The following is a 17,543-nucleotide window of genomic DNA, read 5'->3' as shown; positions in this document are numbered from 1 at the left end:
CCAGATCTTGCGACCGTCATAGAATGAATGGAACGCCATTTCGAACTTTCTGATATGAACCGGAGTGATATCTCGGGCGTCGACCTGAACCTGCTGAAAATCTTCGAGGCGCTCTACGAGGAGGGCGGCGCGAGCCGGGCGGCCATTCGGCTGGATATGACGCAGTCGGCCGTCAGCGCGGCCCTCAGACGGCTTCGTAACCTCTATTCCGACCAGATGTTCGTGCGCACCGGGCGCGGGTTGACACCGACCTCCCGGGCCAGCGAGCTGAAACCGCTGGTGAGCGAGGCGCTCGATAAATTCCGGCAGAGTCTCGCGATCGCCTCGCCGAACCCTACGGATTTTTCCGGTCGAGCGGTGGCGATCGGCATGTCCGACGATTTCGAGCTGGCTATCGGCCGCAAACTCATGGCGCTCATGGCGAAGCGCGCGCCGGGTCTGCGCGTGATATTTCGCCAGACCTACAGCCAGATCGTCACGGACGCGCTGGCCAATCAGGAGATGGACCTCGCGATCACGTCGGGAGGCTTCTCGTTACGCGGCCTCAGCCGGCAGGTTCTGGGGAAAGGCCGCTACGCTTGCCTCGTCGACCCAGGCAGCCTGCGGGGCGGCCCCGCCACGATTTCGCTCGATGACTTCGCGAACCGCGATCACATTCTGGTCTCGGCCGGCGGCGTGGTCGGGATCGTCGACGAGATGCTGGCGAGCGTCGGACGCAAACGCCGGGTGGCGGCATCGACCACGCATTTCGCGGGGCTTCCGTATCTGCTGAAGGGTAGCGAGGCGATTGCCACGATCCCGACGCACGCCGCACACGCTATCGCAGGTATGACGGGGCTTCTGTTGTTGCCCTGCCCGCTGGCGCTACCGGAATATCCGATCGAGGTGGGTTGGCGAATCAATGCGCTGCGCGACACGGCGGTCGCCAAAGTTCAAGCCGCGCTAGCGGAATGCTTCGACCCGGCGCACGTCAAACTGGCGTGAGGCGAACACGCTGGCATTGATGAAGGAGACGGAAACCATGGACCACGCTGCTTTTCTCGTTGCCATCCGGCAACTGTGCGCGGCGGCCGACATCGCCGCTAAAGCGGGACCGCAGGACCTCAGGTTCGACGCGTTCCAGTCGCTCGCGTTCTTTCGTCGATACGACGATGCCGGACTCAGCCGCACGTCAACGTCGGCATCGGCATCCAATGACGAGTTGTTCCTGCGCACCGCCGAAGCAGCGCTGACGATGGCGGGACGCAACGAGTTTCCCGCGTCGCTCGCGCTGCTTGAGCAGGCTAAGTCGCTGCTACATGCAACATAGAAGCCACGGCGACGAGCGTGAGTTGAAGCCGCGGCGCTCCGCTCACAGCGCTTCGTGGCAAAGCGCCATCATCCGTTGGACCATCGTGCTCGATTCGTTGAGTTCCATCTCGCTGGTGAACAGCGCGTTCACGCTGGACAGCCGAACGGCGACCCCGGCCTCAAGCAGGTCCTGCCGGGCAATCTTCAACGCGAGCTGGCCGATCCGCACCCGGTCCAGCCAGTCCATCTTCAAGCTGTTTTTATGCAGCCACTGACGGCAGATCCGCACGACATGGTCCACCCGCCATTCGTTGGTCAGCGCGTAGGACGCCGCCGCAATCGCGACGAGAAGACACAGCAAGTCGGGGCGCGCACTGTCGCGCTCGTTGAATTCAGGTTTGATCATGTCTATCGGTGTGTCGATTGCGTTTAAGCAAACCCGCACATGCGGGCAAACACAGGCAAATCAATCGCGCATGATTTACCCCCTTTTTCCGGGGCCCGACAGAGCAAGGGCCACCGAGCCGTGCAACAAAATCATACCAACCCCGCGCTTCACCATCCGGTTGACGTGTCTATACCGCCTGGGAGGCAACCCGACTCGACAGGCTGATTTCCTCAAGCATGAAGGCGGTATAAATGATAGAAGCAGGTGAAAGAAGCGGGGGGGGTGGTATTGCAGGTTGCGGGAAGCGGCGCATGAGTTGTTATGATGGCTGGCTTCGTGGGCTTGTCCCATCGATAAACGCATGACGCCCCGCGAGGGGCGTTTTTATTGATCAGTTAATGTTGCGTTCAAGCTCCGGCCGGCCGCTCCAGCCCACCGGCCGAACGTATCGCCCCTGTCGTGGTCTCACCGGGTTACGGTGAAATCGTTCCACCGCCCACCCTCCCACTCGAATCCCGATGCGCGCAACTTTCACTAAATGGCTGTTCATTGTCTACCTGCTCGGTAGCGGGACGCTGTATTCAATGATCATCCTGCTGTTGTTTCCGTTCGTCGGACGGGCCGGCCGATACTGGCTCGCCAAACAATGGTGCCGTGCGCTGGTGTTCGTGATGCGCTGGCTGCCCGGCGTGTCATGTTCGATCGAAGGGCTTGAACATCTTCCCGCAGGCCCCGCGATCATCTTGTGCCGTCATGAATCGACGTGGGAAACGCTCACGTTCATGGCGCTCTTTCCGCGCCGCGTCAGCTTCGTTTTCAAAGAAGACCTGCTGCGCATTCCGTTTTTCGGCTGGGTGCTGCGTGGCCTCGATATGGTCAGCCTGAACCGTGGCTCCGCACGCCAGGCGCATCAGGCGGTGACGCAGGAAAGCGCCGAGAAGCTGGCGAAGGGCGACGTCATCGTGATCTTTCCGGAAGGCACACGTGTGGCGCATGACGCGCCATTGCGCTTGACCTCGGGCGGCGTTCGCCTCGCGTGCGCGACCGGCGTGCCGGCAGTTCCCGTGGTGCTGAATGCGGGCAAAGTGTGGCCGGCGAAAGGCTGGCCTACCGGGCGCGGACATATCCGCGTGGTGGTCGGACCCGCGTTCTCATCGCAAGAAATGTCGCAACAGGATTTGAGTCGCGCCGTTCACGAGTGGATGAAAAACGAATTGCAACAGCTGTGATGATTTTTTTGAGTCTGGATCAACCGCGCACCGACAGTCGCGACGCCGGTCGCAATTAATCTGCGGCGCCCGGCGTTCGCGTTCTGTTCGACACTCATTGCGCAGCTTTGGCGGTCTTCGTAGTGTCGTTAGCCGGCATGCCAGACATGCCGGTATCGGTCATGCCCATCTCGCTTTTCATGCCGCCGCCCGGCACGGTGCTCCACGGGCTGTTCACCGGCTCGCCGTGATACGTCATACCGGCGGTCGCCGCGCCATGCGCGCCGCCGCTGCCATTGCCGCCATTTCCATTGCCGCCGGCTTGCGCGAATGTCGCGGCGCACGCACAGACTGAAACGGCAGCGACGCGGGCCAACAGGACTTTCAAGGTGTTCTTTTCCATGATGATTCTCCGGCGATTTCGACGCGTGCAGGTGTACGCGTCGATTTTTCATAGACCGCTAAAGGCTGACTGATTGCACAGCGGCTAAGCGCAAGCAGTTGCTCGAAGCTGGACAGGACAGACGTTGCGACTTCCAGACTCGGGGCATACGGTTGAGTCGTGGCGCGGCACCGAAAATGACACTCGTGGCATCCGGCTTTTTCGCGCTCGACGCCTGTCTCGTCACTTCGGCATCAACACCTTGTCGACCACCATGATCACGCCGTTGCTCTGGGTCACGTCGTAGGTCGAAATGTCCGCTGTGTGGCCGCCGGCATCCATCACGACGATGTTGTGCGGGCCGTTCTCGGTGAATGTCAGCGCTTCGCCGTTGACTGTTTTCAACTCGGCCTTGCCGCCGCCGGCTTTGATCGCCGCGTCGAGTTTGCGGAAGTCATAGCGGCCCGGAATCACGTGGTACGTGAGGATGCTGGTGAGCATCGCCTTGTTTTCCGGCTTGACGAGCGTATCGACCGTCCCGGCCGGCAACGCCGCGAAGGCCTCATTCGTCGGTGCGAACACGGTGAACGGGCCCGGGCTCTTCAATGTGTCGACCAGCCCCGCGGCTTTGACCGCGGCAACCAGCGTGGTGTGATCCGCCGAGTTGACCGCGTTGTCTACGATGTCCTTGCCCGGATACATCGCCTGACCGCCCACCATGACCGTATCGCTAGCGGCGAAGGCGCCCGATACGGCAGTCGACAGTGCAACGGCGGCAAACATAGTCTTGTAGTTCATTGCCTACTCCCCCTGAGTCGCCATGCTTGATTGCCTGGCACGAACTCATATACGGGGATCTGCCGCGATTGGATTCGACTCGCCGCATGTCATGCTTTGTCACAATCGCTTGCTATACAGGTGAGGCAATCTGCGTAGGAGATCGATTTGCCCATGCGAAAGTCAGCCTTGCACGTCGAAAGTCCGGCGAAACATCCGTTTGAGAGCTGTTTCGTCGACCTTGGCGGCCACTCGGCGGAACGGGCGCTGTCGGCGCTCACCGCGGCGGTCCATGCGGCCCAGAGAGAGATGAACGCGTTCGTCTGGCTGGAAGAAGCGTTGCCCGGTGCAACCCTGAAGCCCGCGCTGGCGTTCGGGACAGTCGGCGAGCTCTACCGGTCGTACACGCGACCAGCCGAATTCGGGCGACTGAAACAGGTCTGGCGAGCCTGATCCGGGGCTCGACCCGCGCGGACCGATCCGCGCGGTGCAAAGATGACGTCCGTCTTCGCCACGGCGCGCGTTAACGTTTGCGCGCTCATCCTGGCGCGGTTTGCGTGCGCTCACCTCGGCGCGGGCGACGCTTCGTATTTCTTCGTAATCTTCGTAATACTCAAGAACTTCGCTCCGCAGGCCGTTATCCCGTCGATAGACGGACTCGAGGCCATCCATGGTAAAGCCGCATCCCAACCGCACGCATAGCGGACCGTCGAGACGACGCGACACCACCAGCTTTGCCGGGCTGGCATTGCATCGCGATCTCATCGGCAAGGCTTTTACGGCCATTGTCGTCGCGTTCATTCTCTCCGCGATCGGCCTGAATACCTTTCTGGCGCGCCGGCAGACGCACGAGCAGGAGAATTCCGTCGGCACGCTGCATGAGTGGGGTCGCCTGAAGCGCGACCTCGATCAGGTTCAGCAGACCATGCTGGACGATCACGGCGAACTGAACACGTTGATCGGCACCCGCGCGTTTTATAAGCGCGCGCCGTACTTCTTTCCCATGGCGACGTTGCTCGATCTGACCAACGACGCCCGTTCAGGCTGCCATAGTAGTCAGGACTGCCTGTCACGGCTGGACGAGCTCGACGATCTGATGCGCAAGCTCGGCGAGCACAGCCAGGCGTTGGCGATACGCGTCAACGAACGGCCGGGCAGCGTCAGCCTCGGCGATCCGGAACTCAGCGAAATCGACGCGTATTTCTACAGCGTGCTCGAACATGTGGTCGATGTGCGGATGGAAGCGGACGCTACGCTCGATTCCGTCGTCAGCAAATCGTCGTCGGACTCGAAGTGGGTGTCCAACGCGCTGCTGGTCAGCGGCTTCACGGCCGCGGCGTTGTTGCTGGTGCTGCTGCGCTGGAATGCCCGCATCGCGCGACGCTTGCGTGCTGCGTTGCGCCTGGCTGATTCCGCGCGCGCACGCTATCAGCGCTTCTTCGACGAACATCCGTTGCCGATCTGGATCTACGACAACGAGTCGCTCAGGCTCGTCGCGGCCAATGGCGCCGCGCAGCGCAGCTTCGGTTATCAGGAAGAGGAACTGCTCGACATGTCGCTCGAAGACGTCCATTCGGCGGATGAGTTCGGCCGCCTCAAGACGTTCTTCGAATCGAATTCCGGTGCGACCTTCGGTGAAACTCGCGCAGCCGGTGTATGGCACTACCAGACCCGCGCCGGCGAGCAAAAGTCGATGGCGGTTCATCACCTGAACGTCGCATTCGAAGGCCGCGCGTCCACGATGGCCGTCATGGTGGACGTCACGCTCGAACTGGTGGCGCGCGCCGAACTGTTCGAATCGAAGCAGACACTCGAGTACGTACTCGACCATATTCCGCAAGGCATCGCGTGGAAGAACGCGAAACATCGCTATGTCGGCGGCAACGAGATTTACGCGCGCGACGCAGGGTTGCCGTCGCGAGAAGCGCTGATCGGACTCAGCGATCACGATCTGCTGTGGGGCACCGACGCCAATGTCGCTCAGGACGAAGACGTCCGCGTCATGTCCGGCCAATTGACCCGCCGCCATTTCGAACGCAGCGCCATTGCAGTGAACGGCTCCGAAGTGTGGATTTCGGAAACCAAGCTGCCGCTCAAAGACCAGAACGGCAACATCGTCGGCGTGCTGATCGCCTATGACAACATCACCGCGCGACGCAATGCGGAACTCGTGCTGCGCCTGCAGGGCCGCGCCATCGACGCCAGCATCAACGGCATCGTGATCGCGGAAGTCCGCCCCGAGCGCAATGTCGTGATGTTCGCCAATGCGGCGTTCGAGCGCATTACCGGTTACTCGTCCGCCGATGTGACCGGCTCGGATTGCGATTCGTTGTTCCAGCTAACCGGCGATCCGCAGAAATGGGCCGAGGTGCGCGCCGCGCTGGATCATCACACCGAGGCCAACGTCACGCTGGCCTGTTTCCGCAAGAACGGCGAGCGGTTCTGGAACAACGTGCTGGTGGCGCCGGTGCGCGACGAGCAGGGGCAGGTCACGCATCACGTGGGCGTTATGAGCGACGTCACCGCGCTCGTCGAATATCAGGCTCGTCTCGAACACCAGGCGAAATACGATGTATTGACCGAACTGCCCAATCGCACGCTACTCGACGAGCGTCTGTGTGAAGCGATCAAACGCGCGTCGGACGCGGGCAGTCAGGTCTCGGTCATGTTCCTCGATCTCGATCGCTTCAAGGAGGTCAACGATTCGCTCGGTCACCGGGTGGGCGACACCTTGCTCGCCAGCGTGGCGAGGCGGCTGCAACGGCTGGTGCGCTCCACCGACCTGGTGGCACGCTACGGCGGCGACGAGTTCATCATCGTCGCCGCGCGCGCGAGCAGCGAGCAACTGGTGCCCATGCTCGAACGCCTGATCGCCGCGATGACGGAACCGTTCTACGTCGGCGAACGGGAGCTGTACGTGGAAGCCAGCGTCGGCGTCAGCACCTTCCCGCAAGACGGCGCGGACGCCGACACCTTGATCCGCAATGCCGACGCGGCGATGTACCTCGCGAAGTCACGCGGCCGCAACGGCTACCAGTTTTACCGGCCCGAACTGAATCGGGCAGCCGCAGAACGCCTGCAACTGTCCACCCGGCTGCGTCGTGCCGCGAAAACGAAGTCGCTACAGGTCGCCTACCAGCCGCAAATCGACATGGTGACGGGACGCATCTTCGGCGCCGAAGCGCTGCTGCGCTGGCACGATGCGGAACTGGGCGTGGTCTCGCCCGCGGTGTTCATTCCGATCGCCGAGGAAACCGGCCTGATTCAAGGGATCGGCGAGTGGGTGCTGCGAACCGCCTGCGAGCAGACGAGCCAATGGCGGGCGCAGGGACTGCCGCCGATCCGCGTGTCGGTGAATGTCTCGCCGGTTCAGCTGGAGCGCTCCGATCTGGTCGGCGTGGTGCGCGCCGCGTTGCACGACAGCGGCTGCGACGCGGACATGCTCGAACTCGAAGTAACGGAAGGCGCGCTGATGCGCAACGCCGACGACGCCGCGCGCGTGCTACACGATCTGCGCGAGCTCGGCGTGAAGATCGCGATCGACGACTTCGGCACCGGCTATTCCAGCCTGAGCTATCTGCAACGCTTCAGCGTGGACCGGATCAAGATCGACAAGGTGTTCGTCCAGGAGATCGGCAGAGGGACGGAATATGAAGCGCTGACGCTCGCGGTGATCGCGATTGCCGAAGCGCTGAAGTTCGATGTGATTGCCGAAGGCGTCGAGACCGATGTGCAGCGCGGCTTTCTGGTCGAGCACGGTTGCAGCGAAGGACAGGGCTTTCTGTACAGCGCCGCGGTTTCGGGCGACGCTATCGCGGGCATGCTGCGCTCCGCGGCGGCCCAGGCCGATCTCAGTCAGCAAGGGGAGTATGCGGACTGACTGGTAACGCTTTGCCTTGGGGACACACCAGATAACCGTATATACTGTTTATACCATTATTACCGTGGAGTGCCCTATGAACGCACCGATCACCGCGAAGCCGACCAGAAAAGCTTTTCATTTCCCGAAGAATCCGGACACGCAAGACGCGGTTAGCGCCGAGCCGGAAGAGGCTTCGGTTGCGGCAAAACCCGCAGCAACCAAACCGTTTGCAGCACGAAAGGCCGCGAAGACCAAGCGTGCTTCGGCGAGCGCGGCGCCGGTAGCGGCCGCTGAAAAACCGGCGAGCACCAAGTCGGCCAAGCCGGCTTCGGCAAAGAAGGCGCCCAAAGCAAAACGTGCGGCAGCTACGGCCAGCGCCTCACCGGTAACGACGGCTGAAAAACCGGCCGACACCAAACCGGCCGCGACGAAGAAAGCCGCCAAAGCCAAGCGCGCCGTTGAGCCGAAGGTGGAAAAAATCGCCGCGCCGGTCGAAGCCAAACCGAAGCGTGCGAAGAAGGACAAGGTCGTGCGCGACAGCTTCACGATGCCCAAATCGGACTATGAAAAAATCGCTTCGCTGAAGCAGAAATGCCTCGACGCCGGCGTCTCCGTCAAGAAGAGCGAGTTGCTGCGTGCCGGACTGTTGATGCTCGAAGCCGCCGCACCCAAGCGTTTGCTGGCCGCCGTGGCGGCAGTCGAAGCGGTGAAGACCGGTCGGCCCGTCAACGAATAAGCGCCCGCGACTCACGCGAACCACGTAGGGCTTTCGGACACCGCGACCATTCACTCAGTCCGCTGTTTCGTCAGCCCTACGAGATGCAATCGCACAACGCTGCAACAGCAACACGGCATCGTTTCAGAGCGTGGCTTCCGCGATAGCCTGGACCTGCGCGGAGCGCATCAGACCTTCGATCATCCGCGCTTCCGCGCTCGCGATCTCGCTCAACGACGCCACGGACAGTTGCCCGTCGAGAATCGCCAGCGCCGTGCAGAGACGCGCGTAGTCGCTGTCTTCGAGCGCCCAGCTACCCGTCTCGTGTTCGCGGGCGTCGAGCCGCACCATCGCCGCATGGGCGCTTTCAATTTCGGCGATAAGGTCTTCGCCGAGGCCGAGCCGCGCCAACTCTTGCGACACCAGCAAATGCCGGCTCAACGTGAGATGCAAATCCCGCGAACCCTGACCGCGCCGGAACGCGTCGAGGGCGGTATAGCACTGCATCAGCATCGCCGCCGTCACCGGCTCGTGGGCCGTGCGGCTGAAGGTCAATGCACGCAGCAGCGGCGACATGGCCGATTGGTGGTGCTTGCGGACTCGCGACTTATTGGACATAACGGTTCAACCTCCATCACTAACTCTCGGCTTCGCCACCGAATGATCGTGCTCTCCGGTGGCAAACGCCGCCGATTTTTCCGGCGGCCTGACAGGCCCTTAATGCGAGTCTGTGAAGCCATCATGGCAAGCGACTATTAAGACAGACTTAAACACCCGAACGGCGGGTTGAGCTGCGGCATCCTGCCGCCCTACCTGCTCGCTGCCGGCAACCGGGCGCGGCATTAATTCAACGCTCGCATATCGGTTCGAACTCGCGGAATACAAGTCACGCCGCGCGCCGTCGACGAAAAAAAACCCTGTTCCCGCAAAGGAACAGGGCCGGACAGGATGGAACAGTCGCACATGCGCGTGGATGCTTGCGGACCTCTAACCATCAAAGCTAAAACGCTGTTGCTACTTCAACTGCTACTGCAGAAGCGGTTGCTGCATCACATCAACATTTACTGCTGGAACTGCCACTACGTGAACATCTGCTGCAAAAACCGTCGCTACTGACCTACCACTCAATCGCCGCCGGGTCCCTCGCCTTCAACACCACCTGGCCGCAACCCCCTGCTACTTCGCGCGCTTATCGCACTGCTGCGCGCCGTTTTCCATTGCTTCGACTTCCTGCTGCGTTACTGCCCTGCCGCGTTCGACAACCGCGGCACACTGCCATCAACGGTACGGTTCAAAACAACGCGGGGGGAGACCGCGTCGATGGGCTCGGTGATTTGTCGCGCCATGGAAAACAGTTTATGTGAGCCGTTGCGAATGCAATTGGGCGAAGCGAGGGGAATTGGCGGCCTAATTTGGCGAATCGGCGTAACACAGATTCAAACACCGATTCGAGCGCAAATTCGTCAGACGGAACCGCGACAGCCGTCAGCCGCGCGCGACGAAATCGCCGATGGTCAGCAGGACTTTTTCGCCCGGCCGCGCGAGCATCTTTCTTTCCGCGACTGCGGTAATGCGTTGACGGCCGTCCGCGAACGTCTTCAGAATGCGCGCCTCACCCGCGCCGCGTTGCAGCCAGAAATGCTGCTCCAACGCTTCACGTGTGACGGCGCACTCGAGGTCCCGGCCTCGCGTCGAAAGCTGGAAAATCACCGCGCGTCCATCTGCCGAGACACTGGGTTCAAACTCGATAATCTCCATAGCCCACCTCGCAATGTTCGTTAAGCCGTTCGCCGTCTTGAACGAATGACAGCGCATAAAACTGAATGGAAACGCAGGCCCGGCGTTCCGTTATGTCGACTCATCCCATCCGCGCGGTTCTGTCGCCACGATCGCCGCACGCGCCGGCACCCACGCGCAATGCCGTGGTCAATGAATCCGTGTCGGGTGAAGACGTGCGTCGGTGGTTCGACGTTTGGCGCGCGCGGTGTCGAACCCGCGTACACCAATCCGCGGCTTAGGCAAAAGCAAAGCCCATGCCAATAAACACCAAAGCGTCTGTGCTGAACCCGGCGAGCGCGACTCACACGGGCCCGGCCGAGCGTGCGACCCGCCTCGCGAGCCGCAAATGCCGACCGCGCCTGATGCCGCGCGCCGTAAATCGCGCCGATGGATGTCGGCGCCGACCATACGCTTATCGCGCCGACAACGTCGCTGAAGCAGAAAGTTGAAAAGCCGAAACGTCGCAGCATGGTAAAAAAGCGCAGCACACGCGACAATTCACAGCCATTCTTACCTGCGGCGTGTGCGCCGCCAACGCTCTCCACATGTCTGTTCAAGAACCCGTCCTCACCTTGCGTCCCGCGACACACGCCGACGAAGCCTTTCTATTCGAACTGCGCAAAGCCACGATGACGGAGCATCTGAGCCGCGCCGGCGAACCCACGGACGACGCCGCCCATCGCGCGCGCCTGCTGCATCGCTACGACGCGGCGCAGGTGATTTGCATCGACGGCGCGCCGGCCGGCTTGCTGAAAGCGTATCGCACCGACACCGAGTGGGTCATCGTGCAAGTTCAAATCGCGCCGGCGCAGCAAGGGCGTGGCATCGGCGAACGCGCGCTGCAATCGGTTTTGCGGATCGCGCAGACCGATGCGCTGCCCGTCACGCTCAAGGTGCTCAAAGGCAATCCGGCGAAGCGCCTGTATGATCGTCTCGGCTTCGAGATCGACGGCGAAGATGAGATGCAGTTTTACATGCGATACGCGCCACGCGCGTCGGCGGAAACTGAAGCAGAATAAATGTCGGATAAAGACTGAACCTCACCACGGACCCTGTCATGAACCTTCGCGACACCTCAGCCATAGAGAGCTGGCACGCCCACATCTATTTCGACGCGAGCAGCCGCGACGCCGCGTGGGCCTTTCGCGAGATCGTGGAAGCGCACTGGAACGGCAAGCTGGAATTGGGCCGCTTTCACGAGCGCCCGGTTGGGCCGCACCCTATGTGGTCGTACCAACTCGCGTTCGCGCCCGAGCATTTCGCGGAACTGGTCGGCTGGCTCACGCTGAATCACGGCGCGCTCGACGTGTTCCTGCACCCGAATACGGGTGATTCGTTAAGCGATCATCGCGACGCGGCGGTATGGATCGGCCGTTCGCATGAGCTGGTATTGAGCGCGTTGGGGTAACGGCTAAACCGCGGCTCAAAACCGCGGCCCCAAAGCCCGTCACATATTCGAATACGAATCGCACCAGCCGCGTGCGGCGACCTGCTTGTCGCCGAACAGCGTGCAGCCGCCGTAGGTATCGGTGGCTTTGCCCTGAAACAGCGAACAGTTGCCGCAATTTTGTCCCGCCGCGTAGCCGGGATATTTCGCCTTGTCGACCTTCGAGGCGTCTGCTTTATAGCCGACGGCTTGCGCCTTCGGGTCGGTTTCGCTGAGCGTGTTCGCGGGGTCGGCCAACGCGACGCCGGACAGAACGAGCGATGAGCCGACGCCCACGCTGAGCCTCAACAGAAATTGGCGGCGCGATGTTTTCATGATGATCCGATAGGAAGTGGGGGACTCACTTCAAGCGCGACGATTCTAGCGCGAGCCGCCGCTTTTCCGCTGGCAGGGCGGCACGCTGGCAAGCTCTTCTAGCAGGCCCCCAGCGTTACCCGCCTAGCTCAGCGGCGTTTTCAGCGCATCGATCAGATCCAGCATTTCGTAGGGCTTGCGCAGCAGCATTGCGTGCGGCAACACCTTGCGCTGTTCCGGCGTCAGCACGAGGTCGTAACCGGTCAGAAAGATCACCCGCAGATCGGGCCGTTCGCGACACACGTCCAGCGCCAGCTCCACGCCCGATTTGCCCACCAGCCCCACATCGGTCAGCATCACGTCGATTGCGTGGTCGCGCAGCAGTTGCTTCGCTTCACGCTCGCCTTCGGCCTCCAGAATGTCGAAATCAAACGTGCGCAGCAATTCGGCCGTACTCACGCGGATCAGCTCGTCGTCTTCCACCAGCAAAATCCGCAGCCGCGCGCTCGCCGCAAAACTGTCGGCGCTATCCGCCGCGAGCGGCGGGTCGACCTCCAGAAGATGCCGCTCCGCTTCCGCAATCTCGGCCGCTTGCGGATTCTGCGTCTGCAGTACATAGCGGACTTTGCGCGCCAATGCCTCGTGCGTGTACGGCTTGCTGAGTAATTCGATGCCTTCGTCGAGCCGCCCGGAATGCACGATCGCGTTATCCGTATAGCCCGACGTGAACAGCACCGCGATCGCCGGCAGCCGCTCGCGCGCCTTGCGCGCGAGTTCGGTGCTGCGCAGCGCGCCGGGCATCACCACGTCGGTGAACAACATGTCGATCGGCACGCCGCTTTCGACGATCGCCAGCGCGCTCTGCGCGTCTTTCGCCTTCAGCACGCGATAGCCGAGATCGGACAGCATTTCAACCACGGTGGTACGCACTTCCTCGTCGTCCTCGACCGCCAGGATCGTTTCCGTACCGCCCTTTGCCGGGCCCGCGTCGATATTGGTTTCGAGATCCTCTTCCTGGCGCACACGCGGCAGATAAACGCGAATGGTCGTGCCGTGCCCTTCTTCGCTATAGATCTTCACGTGGCCGCCGGACTGCTTGACGAAGCCGTACACCATGCTCAGGCCCAGACCGGTGCCCTGACCTTCCGGCTTGGTCGTGAAGAACGGTTCGAAGACGCGCTCGCGGATTTCCGCCGACATCCCCGCGCCGGTATCCGTGACCGCGAGCATCACGTACTGGCCTGGCGTGACCTCGGCGTTACGCTTGGCGTACGCGTCGTCGAGCGCGGCGTTGCCGGCCTCGATCGTCAGCTTGCCGTGGCCGCTCATCGCGTCGCGTGCATTGATCGCGAGATTGAGCAGCGCGTTTTCGACCTGGAAAGGATCGACCAGCGTATTCCACAAGCCGCCCGACACGATGGTCTCGATCTCGACGCCGTCGCCCAGCGCGCGCCGCAGCATATCGTCGAGTCCACGCACGAAACGGCCGAGATTAACGACCTTCGGCGCGAGCGGCTGACGCCGTCCGAACGCGAGCAATTGCGACGAGAGATTAGCGCCACGCGCCACGCCCGCCAGTGCATTGCGCACGCGTTGCTCGGCTTTCTCCGCGCCCGCGACGTCTTTCGCGAGCAGTTGCAGATTGCCGCCGATCACCTGCAGCAGATTGTTGAAGTCATGCGCGACGCCGCCCGTGAGCTTGCCGATCGCCTCCATCTTCTGCGCCATGCGCAACGCTTCTTCGGCGTGACGCAGCGCCTCGGTGGTTTCCTTGTCGGCGGTGACGTCGCGACCCACGCCGTGAATTCGTGCGGTATCGGGATCGAGCGCGAGCGTCCACGCGACCCAGCGCCAGGTGCCGTCGATCCGCTTGAAGCGGTTCTCGTAGCGCACCGGCACGCCGGTGCGACGCAATTCGGCCAGATGCGCGGCGACGACGTCGACGTCGTCCGGATGCACCAGATCGACGTACGAGCGTGACAGCAGCCAGTGCCTGTTGTGACCGAGCGCCGTGCTCCACGACGGACTCACGCGCTGCAAGCGGCCTTCTATATCGGCCACCACCAGCAGATCCTCGCTCAACTCCCACAGACGATCGCGGTCCGCCACCGTTTCGATCACGCGGCGTTCCAGCGTCTCGTTCAGATCGCTTAGCGCGTCCTGCGCCTTGGTGCGCTCGGCGATCTCGGTTTGCGCGGCCTGATAGAGACGCGCGTTGTCGATTGCAATCGCCGCCTGCGCGGCGATGCCGGTGACGATCCGCTCGGCGCGTTCGGTGAACACGCCGGGCTCCGGGTGGCCGAAGAACAACCCGCCCACCACTTCGCCGCTACGCGACTGCACCGGTGCGGCCAGATAGCTGCGCACCTTCAGATGGCCTTCCGGCGTGCCGCTATGCGGCGCGTTGTGGCCGTAGCGCGGGTCCTGCGTGATGTCGTCGACGCGCACGATCCCCGCGCCGCTGAACGTGGGCGCGAACACCGCCGTGTTGCGCGGCATCGGAAAGCGGTCGAAGGTTTCTTTCGGCACGCCGGACAGCGTGTCAAGCGTGTAGCTGCCGCCGTGGTCGTCGAGCACGTTGTAGAAAAACGAGCCGAACGCGGCGCCGGTGAGTTCGGTGGCCGCGTCGGTCACGATCTGCACCGCGCGGCTCAGATCGAGTTCAGCCGCGACTGTCGAGCCCACGCGATTGAGAATTTCCAGCGTGCGCGATTCCTCGCGCAGCTTCATCTCGGTCTCGCGACGCAAGCGGGCCAGTTGCAAATTGCCGGCTACGCGAGCCAGCAATTCACGGGCGGAAAACGGCTTGGTCAGATAGTCGTCGGCGCCGTGCTCGATACCGTCGACGCGCGATTCTTCCCCCGCGCGGGCGGACAGCATCAGCACCGGCGTATCGCGCAACACGGGATCGGCACGCAATTCACGCAGCAGACCGAAACCGTCGAGGCGCGGCATCATCACGTCGGACAGCACCAGATCCGGCGGCGCCGCGCGCGCGGCGTCGAGCGCGGCCTGGCCGTCGGCGGCGAGCTGCACGTCGTGGCCTGCCGCGCGCAGAATCCGGCTCATGTACTCGCGCAAATCCGCGTTGTCGTCGACCACCAGCAGACGCGCGGCAGTCGCCGGCGCCGCGCCGGAACCTGTCGTGTCACCAAACTGGGTGGCGGCAACCGGCGCGTCCGCGAGAATTTCGTTCTCCGGACTCCAGCGCAAAGCCGCGTCGACATACGTGCGCGCGTGCTGGCTCATCGCGGCATGCACGGCTTCGTCTTCGGCCTGAGCCGGCACGGCGCCGCGCGGCAGCGTGACCGTGAAGCACGCGCCTTCGCCGAGCACGCTGTCCACTTGCACCGTGCCGCCATGCAGCTTGACCAGCTCCTGCACCATCGCGAGCCCAATGCCGCTGCCTTCGACCGAACGGCCCGGCGCGCCCGCCACGCGGTGAAAGCGCTCGAACAGGCGCGGCACCTCTTCTTCCGCAATGCCGATGCCGGTATCCGTCACGCTGATCGCGACGCCTTCGCCTTCGATCGCGCGCACCGTCACCCGGATCGTGCCGAAGAACGTGAACTTGTACGCGTTCGACAGCAGGTTCATCACGACCTTTTCCCACATCTCGCGGTCGAGTTGCACGACCACGGGCGCGGCAGGAATCTCCATCTCGAGCCGCAGGCCAGCCGCCTCGATCGCGGACTGGAACAGCGACGCGAGTTCAGCCGTGAAGGCGGCGACATCGGTAGGCAGCGGGCGACTCTGAATGCGCCCCGCCTCGATCCGCGAAAAATCCAGCAGCGCGTTAACCAGCTTCAGCAAACGCAAGCCGTTGCGATGCGTGATCTCGATCAGCGCGCGGTCGTCGATCTCGTTGCTGCCGCCGGGCGCTGCGTTTGCCGCGCTTGCCTCCCGTTGCGGTTTGGCGAGCAATTCTTCGAGCGGACCGAGCATCAGCGTCAACGGCGTACGGAATTCGTGACTGATGTTGGAGAAGAACGTGGTCTTCGCGCGGTCGATTTCGGCCAGCGCCTCCGCGCGCCGCCGCTCTTCTGCATAGGCCTGCGCGTAGCCGATCGCCGCGCCGATCTGGCCGGCGGTCAGGTTCAGAAAGCTGCGGTAAGCGTCGTCGAACAGGCGGCAAGGGTTCAGACCGGCGATCAGCACCACGGCTTGTGTCGTTTCGCTGCCCGGCGAGACCGGCAAAATCACGGCCTGCTCGGGCGCGATATGCCACGGACCGCGCGGCGCCTCGGTGCCGAAGTGCTGCGTCAAGCCCCGCACCATTTGCGGAACCTGGATCTTCAATACGTCGGCGACGGGCCACGCCGATTGATTCGCGAGACTGAGCGATGCAGGCGCCACCGGATGACCCGGCTCGACGCCGCTCGACGCGACGAGCGTGGCCGTCTCGCTGCCGGGTTCGGCGGCGTACAGCAACGCGAAAGGAATGTCTTGCTGATTCGACTTCAACGCACGCGCGCTCAGTTCGCACGCCTCGCGCCAGTCGCGGCCGTCGGGGCTGACCGCCGCCAGTTCCTTCAATAGCGCCAGTTGGCGTTCGCCGACCACGCGCAGCGTGTCGTCGCTATTGGCGCAGAGAATGCCGCCGGGCTCGCCGTCGTCGCCGGGAATCGGGCTGTAGGAGAACGTGTAATAGGTTTCCTCGGGGAAGCCGTTGCGCTCCATGATGAGGAACTGCTGTTCGACGAAAATGCCTTCGGTGCCGGTCATCGCGGTGTTCAGCAACGGCTCGATCTCGGTCCAGATTTCGCGCCACACCACGCGCGCGGGCTGACCGAGCGCCACCGGATGCTTGCCGCCAATGATCGACTTGTACGGGTCGTTGTAAAACTTGATGAGCTCGTCGCCCCAGCCGATCCAGATGGGTTGCCGCGAAGTCAGCATGATGCGGATCGCGAGCTTGAGCCCTTGCGGCCAGTTCTCCGGCGCGCCCAGCGCCGTCTGCGTCCAGTCGTAAGCGCGAATGAGCGCGCCGAGTTCGCCGCCGCCGGACAAAAACGGCGGTACGGCCTGGGAAGTCGACGGCATATCCGACGTGAAACTGTCCGGCTCTTTCAACGTGATCTCCTCGACACTGCGGTGTCACGATCGTGCGGCGCCCCGTTGCGGAGCGGGTGCCCGAGACGATGGACGGCGGGTGCAAAACGGCGCAATTATGCTAGCGCGATTCTCGCACGTCGCGAGCCGTCGGAGGAAGTCGAGAGGCGCCTTAACGCCTGAAGCAGCGGGGGTTTTTGCGTCCCGGCGCGGGCCGCCGGACGGCACACTTCGCAAGGACGAAAGAGAGGGAGGGTTGGCGGCAAATTGCCGGTAAAACGTACTTCAACAACACGCACGGGCAAGGCGATCTTCCCGACCGAATCCTTGCCCACCGCGTCGTGAAATC

General features: G+C 62.8%; 15 protein-coding genes and 1 pseudogene. 8 read left to right on the top strand and 8 right to left on the bottom strand.

Annotated elements, in window-relative coordinates:
• Window positions 1-54: 54 nt before the first annotated feature.
• Window positions 55-984: a LysR substrate-binding domain-containing protein gene (locus HWY05_RS29170; protein WP_035560297.1), complete on the top strand. Its 930-nt coding sequence runs from the start codon at window positions 55-57 to the stop codon at window positions 982-984.
• 37 nt (window positions 985-1,021) lie between these two features.
• Window positions 1,022-1,309 (top strand): hypothetical protein, encoded by a 288-nt coding sequence (locus tag HWY05_RS29165; RefSeq protein ID WP_176060490.1) that lies wholly within the window; start codon window positions 1,022-1,024, stop codon window positions 1,307-1,309.
• Window positions 1,310-1,351: 42 nt separating this feature from the next.
• Here the strand turns inward: HWY05_RS29165 and HWY05_RS29160 are convergent, their stop codons facing one another.
• A complete protein-coding gene (locus tag HWY05_RS29160; RefSeq protein WP_035560304.1) occupies window positions 1,352-1,696 on the bottom strand; it encodes a hypothetical protein in 345 nt (114 codons plus the stop codon).
• Between the two features lie 500 nt (window positions 1,697-2,196).
• Here HWY05_RS29160 and HWY05_RS29155 point away from each other — a divergent pair, with 500 nt between their 5' ends.
• Window positions 2,197-2,907 (top strand): lysophospholipid acyltransferase family protein, encoded by a 711-nt coding sequence (locus HWY05_RS29155; RefSeq protein WP_035560307.1) that lies wholly within the window; start codon window positions 2,197-2,199, stop codon window positions 2,905-2,907.
• Window positions 2,908-3,001: 94 nt separating this feature from the next.
• On the opposite strand, the gene HWY05_RS29150 is transcribed toward HWY05_RS29155, so the two are convergent.
• Together HWY05_RS29150 and HWY05_RS29145 are read right to left on the bottom strand one after the other, a co-directional pair.
• Window positions 3,002-3,289, bottom strand: coding sequence for a hypothetical protein (locus HWY05_RS29150; protein ID WP_244146727.1), 288 nt, complete (start codon window positions 3,287-3,289; stop codon window positions 3,002-3,004).
• Window positions 3,290-3,511: 222 nt separating this feature from the next.
• The gene (locus tag HWY05_RS29145; protein WP_035560312.1) at window positions 3,512-4,066 is read right to left on the bottom strand and encodes a fasciclin domain-containing protein; all 555 of its coding nucleotides are present in this window, start codon (window positions 4,064-4,066) and stop codon (window positions 3,512-3,514) included.
• 153 nt (window positions 4,067-4,219) lie between these two features.
• Between HWY05_RS29145 and HWY05_RS29140 the strand changes: the two genes are divergently transcribed.
• Entirely contained in the window at window positions 4,220-4,498 is a 279-nt protein-coding gene (locus tag HWY05_RS29140) for a hypothetical protein (RefSeq protein ID WP_051981084.1), read from the top strand.
• A 217-nt stretch (window positions 4,499-4,715) separates the two neighbouring features.
• A complete protein-coding gene (locus tag HWY05_RS29135; protein WP_176060489.1) occupies window positions 4,716-7,925 on the top strand; it encodes an EAL domain-containing protein in 3,210 nt (1,069 codons plus the stop codon).
• Window positions 7,926-8,042: 117 nt separating this feature from the next.
• On the opposite strand, the gene HWY05_RS38480 is transcribed toward HWY05_RS29135, so the two are convergent.
• Window positions 8,043-8,453 (bottom strand): hypothetical protein, encoded by a 411-nt coding sequence (locus HWY05_RS38480; RefSeq protein WP_244146738.1) that lies wholly within the window; start codon window positions 8,451-8,453, stop codon window positions 8,043-8,045.
• On the opposite strand from HWY05_RS38480, the pseudogene HWY05_RS38475 reads away from it, so the two are divergent.
• A pseudogene (locus HWY05_RS38475) lies at window positions 8,398-8,643 on the top strand (hypothetical protein); the annotation flags it as partial. The gene HWY05_RS38480 and the pseudogene HWY05_RS38475 overlap by 56 nt on opposite strands.
• A 123-nt stretch (window positions 8,644-8,766) precedes the next feature.
• Here HWY05_RS38475 and HWY05_RS29125 read toward each other — a convergent pair.
• Entirely contained in the window at window positions 8,767-9,240 is a 474-nt protein-coding gene (locus HWY05_RS29125) for a hypothetical protein (protein ID WP_176060487.1), read from the bottom strand.
• A gap of 867 nt (window positions 9,241-10,107) precedes the next feature.
• A complete protein-coding gene (locus tag HWY05_RS29120) occupies window positions 10,108-10,380 on the bottom strand; it encodes a DUF1488 domain-containing protein (RefSeq protein ID WP_035560322.1) in 273 nt (90 codons plus the stop codon).
• 566 nt (window positions 10,381-10,946) lie between these two features.
• Here HWY05_RS29120 and HWY05_RS29115 point away from each other — a divergent pair.
• Both HWY05_RS29115 and HWY05_RS29110 read left to right on the top strand, forming a co-directional pair.
• Window positions 10,947-11,420: a GNAT family N-acetyltransferase gene (locus tag HWY05_RS29115; RefSeq protein WP_176060486.1), complete on the top strand. Its 474-nt coding sequence runs from the start codon at window positions 10,947-10,949 to the stop codon at window positions 11,418-11,420.
• Window positions 11,421-11,458: 38 nt separating this feature from the next.
• Entirely contained in the window at window positions 11,459-11,809 is a 351-nt protein-coding gene (locus HWY05_RS29110) for a DOPA 4,5-dioxygenase family protein (protein WP_035560328.1), read from the top strand.
• A gap of 39 nt (window positions 11,810-11,848) precedes the next feature.
• On the opposite strand, the gene HWY05_RS29105 is transcribed toward HWY05_RS29110, so the two are convergent.
• Both HWY05_RS29105 and HWY05_RS29100 read right to left on the bottom strand, forming a co-directional pair.
• Entirely contained in the window at window positions 11,849-12,163 is a 315-nt protein-coding gene (locus HWY05_RS29105; RefSeq protein WP_035560331.1) for a high-potential iron-sulfur protein, read from the bottom strand.
• Window positions 12,164-12,286: 123 nt separating this feature from the next.
• The gene (locus HWY05_RS29100; protein WP_176060635.1) at window positions 12,287-17,185 is read right to left on the bottom strand and encodes a response regulator; all 4,899 of its coding nucleotides are present in this window, start codon (window positions 17,183-17,185) and stop codon (window positions 12,287-12,289) included.
• Window positions 17,186-17,543 lie beyond the last annotated feature (358 nt).

It is taken from the genome of Paraburkholderia sp. BCC1876 (assembly GCF_902833695.1).
GTDB lineage: Bacteria > Pseudomonadota > Gammaproteobacteria > Burkholderiales > Burkholderiaceae > Paraburkholderia.
The sequence above is the reverse complement of the archived record's forward strand: the minus strand, read 5'-3'. Positions and strand labels throughout refer to the sequence as shown.